The organism is Acidiferrimicrobium sp. IK, from assembly GCF_025499425.1.
Classification (GTDB): domain Bacteria; phylum Actinomycetota; class Acidimicrobiia; order Acidimicrobiales; family Palsa-688; genus Acidiferrimicrobium.
Map to the genome: position 1 here is coordinate 37,809 of NZ_JAIMCB010000010.1, position 16,000 is coordinate 53,808.

Annotated in this window: 13 protein-coding genes and 1 riboswitch; of the genes, 3 read left to right on the forward strand and 10 right to left on the reverse strand. The window is 68.4% G+C overall.

The genetic code is table 11. The features are described 5' to 3' along the window. Positions 1-58 precede the first annotated feature (58 nt). Together K6U06_RS16580 and K6U06_RS16585 are read left to right on the forward strand one after the other, a co-directional pair. Positions 59-1,348 (forward strand): magnesium transporter MgtE N-terminal domain-containing protein, encoded by a 1,290-nt coding sequence (locus tag K6U06_RS16580; RefSeq protein WP_262323071.1) that lies wholly within the window; start codon positions 59-61, stop codon positions 1,346-1,348. Positions 1,349-1,455: 107 nt separating this feature from the next. Beyond that, a complete protein-coding gene (locus tag K6U06_RS16585) occupies positions 1,456-3,057 on the forward strand; it encodes an NRAMP family divalent metal transporter (RefSeq protein ID WP_410051071.1) in 1,602 nt (533 codons plus the stop codon). Between the two features lie 27 nt (positions 3,058-3,084). Here K6U06_RS16585 and K6U06_RS16590 read toward each other — a convergent pair whose 3' ends face one another. The 10 genes from K6U06_RS16590 to K6U06_RS16635 form a co-directional block, all read right to left on the reverse strand. Continuing rightward, positions 3,085-4,350 (reverse strand): D-alanyl-D-alanine carboxypeptidase family protein, encoded by a 1,266-nt coding sequence (locus tag K6U06_RS16590; RefSeq protein WP_262323073.1) that lies wholly within the window; start codon positions 4,348-4,350, stop codon positions 3,085-3,087. Between the two features lie 9 nt (positions 4,351-4,359). Beyond that, a complete protein-coding gene (locus K6U06_RS16595) occupies positions 4,360-5,538 on the reverse strand; it encodes an Ig-like domain-containing protein (RefSeq protein ID WP_262323074.1) in 1,179 nt (392 codons plus the stop codon). A 1-nt stretch (position 5,539) separates the two neighbouring features. Next, positions 5,540-6,781 carry a phosphodiester glycosidase family protein gene (locus K6U06_RS16600; protein ID WP_262323075.1) on the reverse strand — a complete coding sequence of 414 codons (1,242 nt, stop codon included), beginning with the start codon at positions 6,779-6,781 and terminating at the stop codon, positions 5,540-5,542. A 238-nt stretch (positions 6,782-7,019) separates the two neighbouring features. Further along, positions 7,020-8,732 carry a hypothetical protein gene (locus K6U06_RS16605; RefSeq protein ID WP_262323076.1) on the reverse strand — a complete coding sequence of 571 codons (1,713 nt, stop codon included), beginning with the start codon at positions 8,730-8,732 and terminating at the stop codon, positions 7,020-7,022. Positions 8,733-9,013: 281 nt separating this feature from the next. Next, on the reverse strand, positions 9,014-9,493 hold the full coding sequence (gene queF, locus K6U06_RS16610) for a preQ(1) synthase (RefSeq protein WP_262323077.1): 480 nt from the start codon (positions 9,491-9,493) through the stop codon (positions 9,014-9,016). A gap of 49 nt (positions 9,494-9,542) precedes the next feature. After that, on the reverse strand, positions 9,543-9,908 hold the full coding sequence (gene queD / locus K6U06_RS16615; RefSeq protein ID WP_262323078.1) for a 6-carboxytetrahydropterin synthase QueD: 366 nt from the start codon (positions 9,906-9,908) through the stop codon (positions 9,543-9,545). A 1-nt stretch (position 9,909) separates the two neighbouring features. After that, the gene (gene queE / locus K6U06_RS16620; protein ID WP_262323079.1) at positions 9,910-10,551 is read right to left on the reverse strand and encodes a 7-carboxy-7-deazaguanine synthase; all 642 of its coding nucleotides are present in this window, start codon (positions 10,549-10,551) and stop codon (positions 9,910-9,912) included. Continuing rightward, positions 10,551-11,288, reverse strand: a complete 738-nt coding sequence (gene queC / locus K6U06_RS16625; protein ID WP_262323080.1) for a 7-cyano-7-deazaguanine synthase QueC — start codon at positions 11,286-11,288, stop codon at positions 10,551-10,553. Before queC ends, queE begins: the two co-directional genes overlap by 1 nt. A 43-nt stretch (positions 11,289-11,331) precedes the next feature. After that, positions 11,332-13,077: a phosphomethylpyrimidine synthase ThiC gene (thiC, locus tag K6U06_RS16630; protein ID WP_262323081.1), complete on the reverse strand. Its 1,746-nt coding sequence runs from the start codon at positions 13,075-13,077 to the stop codon at positions 11,332-11,334. After that, a riboswitch (TPP riboswitch) is annotated at positions 13,068-13,177 on the reverse strand. (Overlaps the previous gene by 10 nt.) Positions 13,178-13,589: 412 nt before the next feature. After that, positions 13,590-14,531, reverse strand: a complete 942-nt coding sequence (locus K6U06_RS16635; protein ID WP_262323082.1) for an NAD(P)-dependent oxidoreductase — start codon at positions 14,529-14,531, stop codon at positions 13,590-13,592. Positions 14,532-14,645: 114 nt separating this feature from the next. On the opposite strand from K6U06_RS16635, the gene K6U06_RS16640 reads away from it, so the two are divergent. Further along, the gene (locus K6U06_RS16640) at positions 14,646-15,902 is read left to right on the forward strand and encodes a cytochrome P450 (RefSeq protein WP_262323083.1); all 1,257 of its coding nucleotides are present in this window, start codon (positions 14,646-14,648) and stop codon (positions 15,900-15,902) included. Positions 15,903-16,000 lie beyond the last annotated feature (98 nt).

Genomic DNA, 16,000 nt, shown 5'->3' on the forward strand with positions numbered 1-16,000 from the left:
CTGGTGGAGGTAGCTCAATGTGGAATCGACGCGCCTACTAATACGGTATGGTTATTGAGTGCACCTCTCCGGGTTGTTGGGGTCAGAGCTGTCGTCACCGGGCGGCGAGCCGGTAGGCAAGGTGGATGACGTGATAGCTCGTCTTCGTGGCGGGGAGTACCCCCTAGTCACGGGGCTGGTTGTCAAGTTGGGCGGTCGGCGGGTGTTCGTGCCGATCAGTCGCGTGGAGGACCTGAGCGAGGGGCACGTCGCTCTGGCCAAGTCGAAGGTGGACCTGCGCAGCTTCGAGCGGCGCGAAGGCGAGGTGCTTTTGCGCCAAGACATCCTCGGTCACCGACTGATCGATGTCGCCGACGCGGAGCTGATCAGGGCCTGGGACGTCGAGCTGCAGCCCACCCGGGAAGGCTGGGTGCTGTCCCGCCTCGACACCCGACGCCCCGCTCGGCTGTTCGGACTGATTCCTCGTTCAGCTGGTCACCCGTCGAGGGACTGGAAGGCCTTCGAACCGCTCATCGGTCACCGCGCTAGCGTCAGCGCTCGGGCCAAGTTCGGGCGGGTCAACCGTCTCAAGCCAGCCCAGATCGCCGATTTGCTCGAGGAAGCGTCGCGTCCAGAGGTCGAGGAGATCCTCGACGTGGTCCACGATGACCCCGAGCTCGAGGCCGACGTGTTCGAGGAACTGGATCCCGATACCGCAACTCGACTGTTCGGGGACCGGACTGACCTTGAGGTGGCGAGCGTTCTCGCTCGTATGCGCCCAGATGACGCCGCCGACGCGGTCAACGAGCTTCCACAGCACCGGCGAGAGCCCGTGATCGAATTGCTCCCGCCCGGTACGCGTGCGAAGGTTCTCACGCTCCTCGGGTTCAACTCCTCGAGCGCCGGCGGGTTGATGAGCGTCGACGTGCTCGCCGTCCCCGCCGATGCCACCGTGGCGGAGGCGCTGCGGCGGATCAAGCTCGCCGGGAACCTCCAACCCGAAGCGCTCGTCACCGTCCACGCCGTCGATGTCGACGGTCGGCTCCTAAGCACTATCAGTGTCATCGAGCTGCTCCACGCTGACCCCGAAACCCCGCTGTCAGATGCGGGGGACTCCGACCCAGTGCGGGTGTCGGCCGCCACCGATGTGGTTGATGTCGCGCTGTTGATGGCCGACTACAATCTGCTCACCGTCCCCGTGGTCGATGACACCAATCGGCTGCTCGGAGTGATCACCGTCGACGACGTCCTCGAGGCGACCATCCCCGACGACTGGCGACGTCGAGAGCCCCCGCCCCGACCCGAGATTCCTGCCGCAGAAGACGACACAGCAGGCGGGACCTCCACCACTTCCACGACCGGGACCTAGCCGTGACGGATCCGACCGCCGCCACGGGCGCCGAGCGTCCAGAGGCGGCCAAAGGCCCGCGGCCACCCACCGATCTCGACCGCCAGCTACGGGACCCAGTGTCGGCCGTGCTCGACTCGGCGCATCTCGGCGACATCGAAGGGGCGTTCGGAAAGATCAGCGTCGGCGACATCGGCGAACGCCACAGCCTCAAGAAACGCCTCCTCACCTTCGCAGCCATATCCGGTCCGGGCCTGATCGTCATGGTCGGCGACAACGACGCCGGCGGCGTGTCCACCTACGCCCAGGCCGGCCAGAACTACCACACCAGCCTTCTGTGGACCCTTCTTCTACTTATCCCGGTCCTAGTCGTGAACCAGGAGATGGTCGTCCGTTTGGGTGCAGTGACTGGCGTAGGTCACGCCCGGCTGATCAACGAGCGGTTCGGCAAAGGGTGGGGCTGGTTCAGCGTCGGAGACCTGTTCGTCCTCAACTTCCTCACCATCGTCACCGAGTTCATCGGCATCTCCCTAGCGGCGTCCTACGCCGGCATCTCGAAATACATCGCCGTCCCTAGTGCCGGCGTGGCCCTGATCGCGATCATGGCTTCGGGCAGCTTCCAGCGTTGGGAGCGGGCCATGTTCGTCTTTATCGCCGTCAGTCTGGTGCAGATCCCGATGTTCTTCCTGGCCCACCCGCGCTACGGCACCATCGGGCACGACTTCGTCGTGCCCGGCATCCACGGGGGCGTCTCATCCGCCGCGGTACTGCTCATCATCGCCATCGTCGGCACCACCGTTGCTCCGTGGCAGCTGTTCTTCCAGCAGTCCAACATCGTCGACAAGCGCATCACCCCGCGGTTCATTAGCTACGAACGCGCCGATACCGTCCTCGGGTCGTTCGTCGTCGTCATTGGAGCGGCGTGCATCATGGTCGCCGCTGACTACGCGGCTCGCGGCACTAGAGCCTTCGGCAACTTCACCGACGCCGCCGGCGTCGCTCACCTCCTCGCAGCCAGAGGGAATGGGCTCGGCACCCTTTTTGCCATCCTGCTCTTCGACGCCAGCATCCTCGGGGCCGCCGCCGTTACCCTCTCCACCAGCTACGCCTTCGGCGACGTGTTCGGTATCCGTCACTCCCTACATCGTGGTTTCAAGGACGCGAAGGCGTTCTACCTCAGTTACAGCCTCATGATCGCGGTCGCCGCCGGTATCGTCCTCATCCCCGGAGCCCCGCTCGGACTCATCACTACAAGCGTCCAGGCTCTCGCCGGGCTCCTCCTTCCATCTGCCAGCGTGTTCCTCTTGCTGCTCTGCAACGACCGGGAGGTGCTCGGCCCGTGGGTCAACCCGAAATGGCTCAACCTTCTCGCTGCGCTCATTGTCGGCGTCCTGCTCGTCCTCTCCGGCACCCTCATGGCCACCACACTCTTCCCGAGCGTCAACGTCACCGATGTCTTCGTCGCTTTAGCCGTCGCACTGGCCGCCGCCGGGGTCGTTGTCGTGATCGGACTTCGTGTCGTGTCACGGCGCAGCCACCAACCGATCCTCCCACCAGCGCCAGAGGTGACCGAGCACGAAAAGCTGACGTGGCGGATGCCGCCCCTGACCCTCCTGAAACCCGTCAAATGGTCACCGGCCTTACGAGTAGGCATCCTCTCTCTTCGCGGTTACCTCATTGCCGCCGTGCTACTCCTCATCGTCAAAGCAATCCAACTCGGAGGCGGGTGATAGCGCGTCGGGGCCCAGGCGGGCCGGTCAAGACAGGATGTGACTGGCTCTCCAGCTCAGGGTGGGTGGGGCCAACGGCGGCGCATGGACCACAAGCCCGGCCGATGACCCGGTGCCGGTCGCCGCGATCGAGAAGCTGGTCGGTCCCGCCCGCTGAACCCGAAGAGCGACGGTTTCTCCGGGCCATCCGGTCAGGCGGATGGCAGCTGGGGACGCCACGTCCTCGCTCCGGTCGGCCCGGGTGAGCATCACCACGGGCTGGCCCGCGGCTACCACCGTGCGAGGCACGATCGTGGAGAACGCAGAGTCGGCCAGGACTTTGGCGGCGTTGAGGGCAGCGGCCACGTAGGCGCCGTCGCGCTGGCCGAGCACGATGCCGGTGATGGTGTAGGGGTGTGAGGCCACGTCCCTAGTCACGCTGAACAGCAGGCATCCGCCGGCCGGCGTGGTCGAACCGGTCTTGATGCCCTGGAAGCCGGCGGTGCCCACGAGGGTGTTGTAGTTGGTGATGGTCCCGACGCCGGGGATCAAGGCGGAGCGCTGGTTGACGATGGCGGCGAAGACCGGACTGGTCATGGCGGCCTTCGCCAGGCGGAGCTGGTCGGCGGGGGTCGAAACGCTGCCCGGGTTCAGTCCGCTGGCATCGGCGTAGTGGGTGGCATGCATCCCAAACGCCGCGGCTGCGAGGTTCATTTTGGCGACGAAGCCGGCCATGCTGCCCCCGTCCTGCACGGCGAGGGCGTCAGCGATGTTGTCGGCCGACGCGAGCAGCAGCGCTTGCAGCGCCTGGTACTCGTCGAGCACCAGGCCGGCGTGCACGTCGAGGACCGACTCGCCGGCGGCACGGAGCGCCGGGACGGCATCGGCCTGCGCCGCGGTGATGGTCAGTGTCGGCCCGCCCTCCCCGGGTTGGAGGGGGTGGTCGTGGAGGATCACGTATGCCGTCATGACCTTGGTGACGCTGGCGATTGGCACGGGACCGGACGGCCCGTTGCTTGCCAGGACGGCGCCGTTGTCGAATGCGACGGCGGCCTCACCGGCTTTGGGCCATGCCAGTCCACTCAGGCTCCCCGGGAGGACGGCGGAGGTGGCGAGGAGAGGGCGAGCCGAGGTGGGGGGGACCGGGACGGTAAGAACTCTGGCGCCGACGCCCACGACGACGAGCACGACGGCGGCGAGGCTCAGCACCAGCCGCCGCCAGTTGCGGGGAGCGGCGTGGCGACCCCGCCTGGCCGGCTTGTCGAGCTTGGGGCCGTCCTGAGCAGTCGGTGCGGTCCGGTTGCCGACGGTCACAGGGCAGCTCTACCCCGCAACCGTCACCAGCGTTCCGATCGTCAGGTGCGGCCAGATGGTCTGCCCCACCGCGTAGGGCACCTCGATGCATCCGAGGCTTTGGGGGCTCCCGTAGGAGCCGCGGGCGATGTAGTGGATAGCGTCGCCGCCGTTGAAGTAGGCGACCCAGGCCACCGGGTCGGCGTAGCGGGAACCGTCCGGGTTGGTGCCGCGCATGGTTTGCGTGGCGAGACGCTCGTACACGGGGAAGGTCCCGTCCGCCGTCGGCGCCGCGGGGATCCCGGCGTTCGCAGGGCTGTGGGCAATGACGGTCCCGTCCTGCCACACGGTCAGGGTTTGCGGCAGCGTTTTCGATGCCAGGGCGTAGGTGTAGCTGCGGGGAGCGGCGACAGACCCGGGGGTCGTGGCGGCAAGGAGCTGGCTCCACACCTGCGGGCCGGCGATCCCGTCGACGGCCATATGCCGGTCCGACTCGAAGGCCATCACCGCCCCTTTGGTCATGGCGCTGGCGGCACCCGGGGTCCACTCTGCGGCCAGTGTGGGTGGGATCGAGGCCCAAGTCCAGCTGAAGGTACCGGCGGGTGGCGAGTAGACGTCCCGCTGCGCCGCGTCGGCGGTGGGAGTTGCGTCGGTCGCAGTCGATGGTGTCCATCTGAGCGGCAGGTAACCCAAGGTGGAGAGGAGCTGCTGGAGGCGAAGCACCGAGCCCGGCGCGGTCCGGAATGACCAGGACGTAGCGGTGGGCAGCGTGGCCCCCGTGCTGGTGCGCAGCCCGGCGGGCACCGTCACCACGACCTTGGTGTCCGGCGGCCAAGCCCCGGATGGAGTGAAGGAAAGGGTGGTGCCCGTCACCGACCAGGCGCCGCCGACGGCAGGCGACACGGTAGGCGTCGGCGCACCGGCGGCGAGGTCGACGGTAGCGGTGGTGTGCACCGTCAGGGCGGTTGTGCCCGCCACACCTGTCGACCCTGAGGCCGGCTCCACCGCGGTGACCCGTAGCGGGACGGCGGCGGTGGTGGGGGTGGCCGCCACCGGGGCCGGAGCCTTCTGGCTCGTCCTGAGCGACGTCTTGGTGCTGGGCAGGAGCGTGGCCGCCAGGGCCACGGCAGCCGCGACCGACATGGTGACCCCCGCGGCCAGGAGGAAGCGACGGTCCCGTGCTTTTGGAGCTGCGTGCAGTCCTGCCATGTCAGCTCGTTGAGACCGTGAAGAAGTCGCGGGACTCCGGCGTAGGGCCGAGGTACCGGTCGGCTGACCGCTGCATCTGCGGATAGAGCTTGGTGCCGGTGGTAACGGCTGGGTTGGCTGGGTCGGGGTGAGAGAAGAAGTTGAAGGTGACCCACTCAGGGTTGATGTCGAGTGTCATCGCCCGCACTGCTCCGGCCCGCTGGAGCGCCTCGGCGAGGGTCTTGGCCGTGAGGGCCGGGCCGGCCACGTACACCAGGGCGCCGTCAGCGGTGACGCCGATCCCTGAGCGGGCGACGACCGTGCTCGCTCCGAGCGTCGCGCCCCACACCCGGGTGTCGTGGTAGGTGGCATCGGGGGCGATGTTCCCCCCGTCGACCAGCGGCACGAGGTTCTGGAGGACCGCCGAGACGTTCGGGGTCATCGTCACCTCGCTGCCCCACGCGCCGATGTTGACCGTCCCATTCTTGTAAAGGACCAGCGAGGCGGCGCCGGTTCGCAGCGCCACCGCGGTCCGGCCGGCGTCGTAGAAGCCGCCCTGGGCGTCTTGTAAGCGGAAACCACCGTTGAAGGCGGCCACGGCCCGAGCCGCGAGCTCACCGCTCAAGAAGGGGGGCTCGGGCCAGGTCCCGCCCGGCTGCTTGGCTCCGGGCACGAGCCTCACCCGCAGCGCTGTCGGGTCGATCCACACCGCGGTGGTGATCTGGCTGGTGTAGACGGTGTCGGCCCGGTACTGGGCCACGTAGATGGCGGGGTGGCCGTTGACGAGCGGCCCGGTGGGTTGCCACTGGCCTTCGCCGGGGACGGCGGGCGTCACCACGAGGGGGACCGCGGCCGGTGGCGGGAGGTGGGTCGCCACCGGGGCTGCGATCGCCGCACCTCGGCGCACGTTGGGCACCGGGTTCAGCGAGCGGGGCTGACCTCCTTTCGACGGAGCCTTGGCGTTGTAGTACCACTGCTCCAGCGGTCCGACCAGGCCGCCCGCGTGGTGCGACCGAAGCCAGTCGGCCCACTTGGCGTCGAAGCTGGAGTTGCCGGGGGTGCGCGCCGCGGCGACGACCGAGATGGCCACGAGCAGGCAGAATGCGCCCACCACACTGGCTGTCGCGACCAGCACCGGGTGGCGCCTTCGACGCGGCGGCCGGCCGGAGGGAACCGCCTTCCGCTCCGGCTGCACGGCGAGACCCGGGTCGCTGTCAGGGGTGCGCTCCCAGTAGGACTCGGGCCAGTCGTACGCGCGGGGCATCAGCAGCCCCCGAGGGCTTCCGGCGCCAGTCCTGGCAGCCGAACCGGTCGGCACCGCCGCGGGTGGTCGTCTGAGACGTGGGGCATCTCGTGCATCATCGCCCGGCCCAGCTGAAGGATTCCTGAAGCCGCCGAACCGCTCGCCGATCCTTCAGGTCGGCTTCAGGTCGCTCCGCGGGGTCGGGACGCGCTGGCCCCTCCCCCGCGGTCGATCCCGACGGCTCAGGCGTTCCTCCCGGTCACGACCCGGCGGCCACGATGGGCCGGTTGAGCGCGACCGACCCGGTGGAGCCGAAAAAGCCGGCGTCGCCGTAGGTGAACACACCGCCATCGCTGGCCACCAGCCGGTAGCCGTCGCCCGAACTGGTCGCAGAGATGGCGACGACCGGCTTGTTCAGGTGGATGCCACCAGTCGACCCGAGGAACTGGGCGTCACCGAAGTTGAACACGCCGCCGTCGGAGGCCACGAGCCAGTAGCCGCCGTTGTCGGGCGTGCCGGCGATACCGACGATCGGTTTGTTGAGGTGGGTGCCGTGCAGGCCGCCGAAGGTGCCGGCGTCACCGAAGCCGTAGACCGACCCGTCGCTGGTCGTGACCCAGTAGCCGCCACCGTCTGCAGTGGCGGTGATGCCGACGACGGGGCTGGGCGGCGCCGGCACCGAGCCGAGCTTGGGCGCCGAACCGAACGCGGTGACAGTCCCGTCGGAGGCGACGACCCAGTACCCGTCGGTGGTGGCGGCGGCACCGACGACGGGGCTCGGGCTCCCAGCGGCGCCCAAGGATCCGTGGAAAGCGGCGTCGCCGAAGGTGAACACGCCGCCGTCGGAGGCGACGAGGTACTCCCCGCCCCGATCCGGTGTGGTCGCCGCGGCGACGATCGGCTTGTTGAGCTTGACGTTACCGAGCGACCCGAGGAACGACGAGTCGCCGAAGGTGAAGCTGCCTCCGTCCGCTGCGGTGAGGCGGTAACCGAAAGGCCCGGCGTTGGTGCTCGGCACAAACAGCAGGCCCGAGGGGCTGGTCAGGCCGACAACGACGGGGGTGATGGCACCGGTCGAGAGGTTGAGGGTGCCGATGAAGCTCGGCACGGTCGAGTCACCGGGCACCGCGACGAACGCGGTGCCTGGAGTGAAGGACCCGGACCGGATGGCGACGATCCGGTTGGATTTGCCGTCAACGGCGTAGAGGGTGCCGGCGGGGGCGGTCGCGAACTCGATGTCGTCGATCTGGGTCCCGAGCTGGAGGGGGGTGGCGGTGGCCGACGGGCCGCTCGGGTTGCTGATGAAGTAGAGCTGGCCGTCGCCCTGACTGTCCAGGACGAAGTCGCCGCCGAAGGTCGGAACCGACGAGGGCACTACGTTGGAGGAGTCCGGGTCACTGGCGATCTGCGCGGAGTTGCCGGCGGGCGCCTCGTAGGCCGGCGTCCACGTGGCGGTGCCGGCCGACTCGCTCAGGTCGACCTTGATGAGCGCCGGGATGCCGCCGGGGTTGGCAAGCGGGGTGTTGTTGGCGAACGCCGGCGCCGACGCGCTGATGTACAGGCTGCCGTTGAACATCCGGGGCTGGTCCGTGCCGCCGCCCCAAGTGAGAGTCGAGGGGCTGTAGGCCATGTGGAACACCTGCTGACCAGCGGGAGCCGACGGGTGGACGGTGTAGACGCTGGAGTTGCCGTCCTCGTTCACCGTGGCGATCAGGCGGTTGGACGCAGGATCTGAGCTCAGGCCGTCGATCTTGCCCACCAGGCTCCACGACGCGACCATGGCGCCGTCGGCGTGGTACTCGACCAGCGTGCTGGTCGCGCCGGCAGGTGTCCCCGTAGGCCCGATGCCGTTTTGGTAGGCGGTGAAGATGTCCCCGCCCAACGTCGTGATGTCGTCGGGACCCTTCGCGCCTGCCGGCGCGGTCACGAACGGCGCCGCGGTCAGGCCGCTACCTACGGACAACCCGAGCACCGTCCGATGCAAGCCGGACGCATCCAGCACCCGCCCGGCGGCAGCCGAGTGCGGCGGAGACGCAGACGCGGTCCCGGGAAGTGCTCCGAGGGGAGCAGCAACCAGGACCGTGCCGGCAGCGAGGCTTGAAATGAAGCGAATGCGGGGCATGGGCCCGATGGTGCTCCATTCAGGTGACGCTGAGATGGCCTAGAACCGACCGGGACATGGCTACTGGATGCCAGGACGGACGGTCCTGCGAGCCAAGCAGCTGGGGACGTCGCTCCTTTCAGGCGGCCAGTTCAACCCCGCCGCAGCGCGTCGTGGTGGCTCAGCATCTCGAGGATCTCGGCCCGCTCCGGGCCAGTCAACGCCGGTGAGACGCGAAGCGCGAGCGGCTTGATGGCTATGCCGCCTCGGACGTTGAAGTCGCCGAACACCCGCAGGTAGCGCGGCGCGATCCGCTCCACCAAGTCGTCGGCGATCCGGTTGACGCAGTCCTCGTGGAACGCCCCGTGGTTGCGGTACGCGCCCAGGTAGAGCTTGAGGCTCTTGCTCTCCACGCACAGCTCGGACGGCGCGTAGTGGATCAGGATCCGGCCGAAGTCGGGCTGCCTCGTCATCGGGCACAAGCTGGTGAACTCGGTGCACTCGAGCTCGACCACCCACGGCGTGGCGGGATGCTGGTTGTCGAACAGCTCGAGCATCGCCGCGTCAGGCTGGTCGTAGCGGTACACCGTGGCGCCCGATCCCAGCGAAGTCAGCTTCGATGTGTCACTCACCCCGACATCTTCCCGCAACCGACCTCGTCGCCGCGAGTCGCTCCGAAGGCTATGCCGCCGGTGCGGGACCTCGGTACTCGGCTCCCGAGGTGCAGGTCTCTCGCACGACGATCGAGACGAGAGGAAGGGACGGCACCAGGCGGTCCCATATCCAGCGGGCGAGGTTCTCGCTGGTCGGGTTGTCCAGCCCGTCGATCTCGTTGAGGTAGTAGTGGTCGAGCCGATCCCGTACCGGTTCGCAGGCTCGGGCGATGTCGGCGAAGTCCATCACCATGCCCGTCGAGGGGTCGACGTCGCCGCCCACTCGGACCTCCACCCGGTAGGAGTGGCCGTGCAGTCGACGGCACTTGTGGCCGGCAGCGACGTTGGGGAGGTGGTGAGCGGCTTCGAAGGTGATCGTGCGGAACAGTTCCATATCAGGGGATGCCCAGGTACTTGTGGGTTTGAAGGCTCAGCGTCCACTGCGGGTGGGCGAGGCAGTAGTCGACGGCCAGCGCGGTGTTGCGGTCGCGGGCTGGGCCGTCCATCGGTTGCAGGAGGAGGTGCCGGCAGTCGAAGGTCTCAAAGGAGGCGGGAGGAGCCTCGTCTTGGGGGTAAACGAGTTTCAGTTCGTCTGCCCGGCGGAGCCGGAGCGGAGCTCCGGCTTTCGGGCTGACGCAGATCCAGTCCAAGCCGGCGGGCGCGACCCGGGTGCCGTTGGTCTCGACTGCCACTTCGAACCCGGTGTCGTGCAGCGCCTGGACCGCCGGCTCGTCCAGCTGCAACAGCGGTTCGCCGCCGGTGCACACGACGTAGGGTCGAGCGGCCGGGTGGTCGGCGGCGGGCCATGCGGCTGCCACCGCGGCAGCGAGAAGGGCCGGGGTCTCGAAACGACCGCCACCCGGACCGTCGGTGCCGACGAAGTCCGTGTCGCAGAAGTTGCACACCGCGGCCAGACGATGCCGCTCCTGGCCGCTCCACAGGTTGCATCCCGAGAAGCGGCAGAAAACCGCCGGCCGCCCGGCGTGGGTCCCCTCTCCCTGCAAGGTGTAGAAGATCTCTTTCACCCGGTAGGCCATCAGCAGCGGCGCGCGACGACGGGGTCGGCTACGCCGGCCTCGTCGAACCCCTTCTGGCGCAACAGGCACGAGTCGCACTGCCCGCACGCAGAGCCGTCCGGATCAGGGTCGTAGCAGCTGTGGGTCAGGCCGTAATCGACGCCGAGCGACCGTCCCAGCTGGATGATCTGCGCCTTGGTCAGATCTATCAGGGGGGTGTGGATCGTCAGGTGTTGGTCGCCGGCCACGCCGGCCCTGGTGGCCAGGTTGGCCATCCGTTCGTACGCCTCGATGTACTCCGGTCGGCAATCGGGGTAGCCGCTGTAGTCCAAGGCGTTGACCCCGATGAAGATGTCTTCCGCGCCGAGCGTCTCGGCCCACGCCAGCGCGAAGGACAAAAAGATGGTGTTTCGGGCCGGGACGTAGGTCACCGGGATCTCTGCGCCGAGCTCCTCGACCCGCTCGTGGTGGGGGACCGCGATGTCACTGGTCAGCGCCGAGCCGCCGAACACCCGCAGGTCGATGTCAGCCACGACGTGGTCGGACACTCCGAGGGCCTGCGCGACCCGGCCTGCGGCCGCCAACTCGACCTCGTGGCGCTGCCCGTAACGGAAGCTCAAAGCGTGAGGCCGGAAACCTGTGTCGATGGCGACGGCCAGCGCGGTGGCCGAGTCCAAACCGCCGCTCAGAAGCACCACTGCAGGCTTACCCGCCACATCGGTCTGCGCCGCCTCGCGTCCTTGCACACGGTAGGTCATACCCCAGACCGGGCGGCGGGAGCAACGCTGCGCTGGCCGGCGGTCAGTCGCCGGACACCGGCAGGTAGATGCGTCCCCCTTCGGCCTTGAACTCTGCAGCCTTGTCGGCGAGGCCGGCCTGCAAGGCGTCGTCGACGCCGAGCCCGCGCTCCTCCGCGTAGCGGCGGACGTCGCCACTGATGCGCATCGAGCAGAAGTGAGGCCCGCACATCGAGCAGAAATGGGCGGTCTTTGCGGCGTCGGCCGGCAGGGTCTCGTCGTGGAAGGAACGGGCGGTGTCTGGATCAAGCGCCAGGTTGAACTGGTCGGTCCAGCGAAAGTCGAAGCGGGCGTCTGAGAGGGCGTCGTCCCATGCCTGCGCCCCGGGGTGTCCTTTGGCCAGGTCGGCCGCGTGGGCCGCGATCTTGTAGGTGATCACACCCGTCTTCACGTCATCACGGTTAGGCAACCCCAGGTGCTCTTTGGGAGTGACGTAACACAGCATCGCCGTCCCGAGCCATCCGATCATTGCGGCCCCGATCGCCGATGTGATGTGGTCGTATCCTGGAGCGATGTCGGTAGTGAGAGGACCCAATGTGTAGAACGGGGCCTCGTCACACAGCTCGAGCTGAAGGTCCATGTTTTCCTTGATCTTGTGCATCGGTACGTGGCCCGGGCCTTCGATCATCACCTGTACGTCGCGGTCCCGGGCGATCCGCCCGAGCTCGCCGAGGGTGCGCAGCTCCGCGAGCTGCGCCTCGTCGTTGGCATCGGAGATGGAGCCAGGCCGCAGGCCGTCCCCTAGCGAGAACGTGACGTCGTAGCTGCGAAGGATGTCGCACAGCTCGGCGAAGTGGGTGTAGAGAAAGTTTTCCTCGTGGTGGGCCAAGCACCACGCGGCCAGGATGGACCCGCCCCGACTCACGATCCCGGTCCGTCGCCGCGCGGTAAGCGGCACGTAACGCAGCAGGACGCCGGCGTGAACGGTCATGTAGTCGACGCCCTGCTCGCACTGCTCGATGACGGTGTCACGGTAGGCCTCCCAGGTGAGGTCTTCGGCCTTGCCGTGCACCTTCTCCAACGCCTGATAGATCGGCACGGTGCCCACCGGGACGGCACTGTTGCGGATGATCCACTCGCGAGTTGTGTGGATGTTGCGGCCGGTCGACAGGTCCATGACGGTGTCGGCACCCCAGCGAGTGGCCCACGTCATCTTGTCGACCTCCTCCTCGATGGAGGAGGTCACCGCGGAGTTCCCGATGTTGGCGTTTATCTTCACCAGGAAGCGCCGACCGATCACCATCGGCTCGGCTTCAGGGTGGTTGATGTTGAGCGGGATGACAGCTCGGCCCGCGGCCACCTCGTCTCGAACCGTCGCCGGCTCGACGCCCTCGCGCAGCGCCACGAACTCCATCTCCGGGGTGATGCGCCCGTCGCGGGCGTAGGCCAGCTGAGTCACGGCACGCCCCCCGACCGCCCGACGGGGCCGCCGGGCCGACCGGTTGAACTCCTGGGTCACATCGCCGCCGGCCCGAACGCGGCCATCGTCCTCAGCGCGGGCGGGACGCCCGTCGTAGGCGTCGGTGTCGGCCCGCTCCGCGATCCACCCGTCGCGCAGCGGCGGCAGCCCCCGGCGCACGTCACCGTCGAAGCCGGGCTCGGTCCACGGACCGCTGGTGTCGTAGAGCACCATGGCGTCGCCCGTGGACAGCGAAACCTCTCGCATCGGCACCCGCAGGTCCGGCCGGGAACCGACGAGATAGGTCTTCCGGCTGTCAGTGCTGCTCGCGGCCGCGGTGGAATCACGCATCGCTTACTCCCTACGCCGGCATTACCCGGACAGGTTCATTCGGTCGACGGCCCTAGCCGCCCTCTCAGCCCGCTTGGTGCGAACTCCCGACTTGGTCGAGTTCGAGCGTACCAACTACCTGACCGGGATGGGGCGTCGAAACGGTGATGCCAGAGTGATGACAATCGATTCAGCCCGACGCTCGCGCCACTGATGCTGAGATGGAGACTATGGACAGGAAACCGAGGCACCTCTCGCCCGGTCAGGTCGACAACGTCCTGGCCGCCGCTGGCGGCGGCGCGGTGTTCAACGGGCTCCCCGGTTTCCGAGGCGGCGAGGCCAACTTCCGAGCGTGGCTGGTCGGCCATCGCCCACCGGCGGGTCATCGACGACCGGCGGCGGCGTTCCCGACGGGTGGAGCAGGCCCCGGCGGACCACGCACCTACCGCTGCTCTCGCCGGCTCCGACGCTGAGACCCAGATCATGGTCAACCTGGAGGCCGAACGGCCCGCCCCGGCGGACGCGCTCGGTCCTCAGGCGGCCCGGTGCTGCACCGGCTGACCGCTGGCCATCCGCCGGACGTTCGCCGCGAAGGCGGTCGCCATCGACGCGTAGGACTCGTGGGTGACCCCGCCGATGTGAGGGGTGACCGTCACGTTCATGCGTAGGAGGGGGTCGGCCGGGTCGATCGGTTCGCTCCAGGCCACGTCGAGCCCGGCTCCGGCTAGGCGCCCCGAGCGCAACGCTTCGAGCAAGGAGTCGTAGTCCACCACCGGGCCTCGCCCCACGTTGACGACGATCCCCTCGGGGCCGAGGGCGTCGAGCTGCCGACGCCCCACCAGCCCCCGCGTGTCTTCGGTCAGCGGGCAGCAGACGACCAACGCGCCGGAGCGGGTCAAGGATTCCACCAAGCCGTCAGTGGTCGCGTAGTGCGCCTCGTCGATCAGGGCGGCCATGGAGGGGTAGGCGTCGAGAGTCCGGCGCGAGACGACCAGCGGGGTGGCGCCGAACGCCAGGAGGCGACGGGTCACCTCCGCTCCGATGGCACCCGCGCCGAGCACGGTCACCGTCCGCGTGGCGAGGGTATGGCCGTACGGTTGCCCGACTTGTGCGAGGTCCACGGCGCGGCGGGCGTCGTCGAACCGGCGCAGCAGGGCGAGGAGGTGCAGCAGGGCGATCTCCGAGACCGCAACCGCGTTGCCGGTCTCTCCCCCCGGCAAGAACGCGACCGGGATCCCCCGCTCCCGGGCCGCCGCGATGTCCACCCCTTGGAGGCCGACGCCGAACTGTTGGATCATCCGGGGGCGGGTCGCGTCCATCAGTGCCGCGTCGATGATCCCGCCGAGCGGGGCGAGCACGTCGACGGTCTGATCCTGAAGCTCGCCGGGGATATCGAAAAAGACGGCGTCAGGCAACGCCACCTGCAGCGCTCGGCGGACCTCCGCAAAACCGCCCCCACACAAGCCGATGATCACCGTCCGATCATGTCACCGGGCCCGTGCGGGCGTTCGCGGCTTGTGGGTGGCTATGAGCCTGGGAGTACGATTCCTCCCGCGTAGGTGAACGCCGATAACACAGGGGAGACGGCCATGACCACCACCGACACCGCAGAGCTGGCGGGGCGCCTGTTCGTGCTTCCCGAAGAGTGGGCCGACATGGACCGGTGGCACGCGGTCATCGGCGAGGCGCGGCGCTCGACGCCCATCGTCTCGGTGTCCATCGACGGCTTCCAGCCGTTCTGGGCCCTGACCAGGTACGCAGACGTCATGGCCGTGTCGCGCGACAACGACACGTGGCACAACACGACCCGGTCGGTGCTGATGGCCAACGCCGAATGGGACGGCATGCTCGGGGCCGGGGTGCCCGAACCGATGAGCCTGGTGCACCTCGACGGCGTCGAGCATCGGGACGACCGCCAGGTGACCAACGACTGGTTCAAGCCGGCGGCGGTCCGCCACCGTCAGGAGCGCATCGACGCCCTGACCGACATGTTCATGGCCAAGATGCGCGACCTGGGCGGCGAGTGCGACTTCGCTCGGGACATCGCCCAACCCTTCACCCTGCGGGTGATCATGGACATCTACGGCGTGCCGGAATCCGACGAGCCGCTCATGCTCGAGCTGACCCAGGGCCTCTTCGGGGCAGCCGACCCCGAGTTCATCGGCGAAGCAGCGACACCGGCCGAGGTGTTCGTCAACGCGGCCTTCAAGTTCATGAGCTACTTCGCCGCCATCACCGAGGACCGCCAGAAGTGCCCGACCGGGGACCTCGCCAGTGTCATCGCCAACGGTCAGCCGGGCGGGTGCCCGATGGGCGACATCCAGCGCCTCTGGTACTACATCATCGTGGCCACCGCCGGCCACGACACCACCTCCTTCGCGCTTTCCGGCGGGGTCGAGGCAATGCTGAGGGACCCGTCGCAGCTTCGGGCCGTCCGGGACGATCCGTCGCTGGCCGCCAACGCCGCGGAGGAGACCATCCGTTGGACCTCCCCGGTGCGCCACTTCATGCGCTACGCCACCCGCGACACCGAGATCGCCGGCACTGCGATCCCCGCCGGCGGGGCCGCGTTGCTGTCGTATCCCAGCGCCAACCGGGACGAGACGGTCTTCGAGGACCCCGACACCTTCGACGTCCGGCGGCACAACGCCGATCGGCTGGCGGCCTTCGGCGGCGGCGCCCACTTTTGTCTCGGTTCGCAGTTCGCCCGCCGGGAGGTGAGGACCTTCCTCGGCCGGATGGCCCAGGAGCTGGCCGATATCGAGCCGGCGGGCCCGGCGGAGTGGTCGCAGTCGGCGTTCGTATCCGGCGTGAAGCACCTGCCGATGCGCTACAGCTTCTACTAGGGACCCCATCGCCCCCGGCCCGAGGCCGGTTCGGGACCTTTTCGGGCAACTGGTGACCTATGGCACGTAGGAATTCGAGGCCAGATCCGGGAAAACTG

Bases quoted from the DNA above. Each gene is read 5' to 3' on its own strand.
- queC (WP_262323080.1), bottom strand. From the start codon at position 11,288: ATGACCTACCGTGTGCAAGGACGCGAGGCGGCGCAGACCGATGTGGCG.
- queE (WP_262323079.1), bottom strand. From the start codon at position 10,551: ATGGCCTACCGGGTGAAAGAGATCTTCTACACCTTGCAGGGAGAGGGG.
- K6U06_RS16640 (WP_262323083.1), top strand. From the start codon at position 14,646: ATGACCACCACCGACACCGCAGAGCTGGCGGGGCGCCTGTTCGTGCTT.
- K6U06_RS16595 (WP_262323074.1), bottom strand. From the start codon at position 5,538: ATGGCAGGACTGCACGCAGCTCCAAAAGCACGGGACCGTCGCTTCCTC.
- thiC (WP_262323081.1), bottom strand. From the start codon at position 13,077: ATGCGTGATTCCACCGCGGCCGCGAGCAGCACTGACAGCCGGAAGACC.
- queD (WP_262323078.1), bottom strand. From the start codon at position 9,908: ATGGAACTGTTCCGCACGATCACCTTCGAAGCCGCTCACCACCTCCCC.
- K6U06_RS16600 (WP_262323075.1), bottom strand. From the start codon at position 6,781: ATGCCCCGCGCGTACGACTGGCCCGAGTCCTACTGGGAGCGCACCCCT.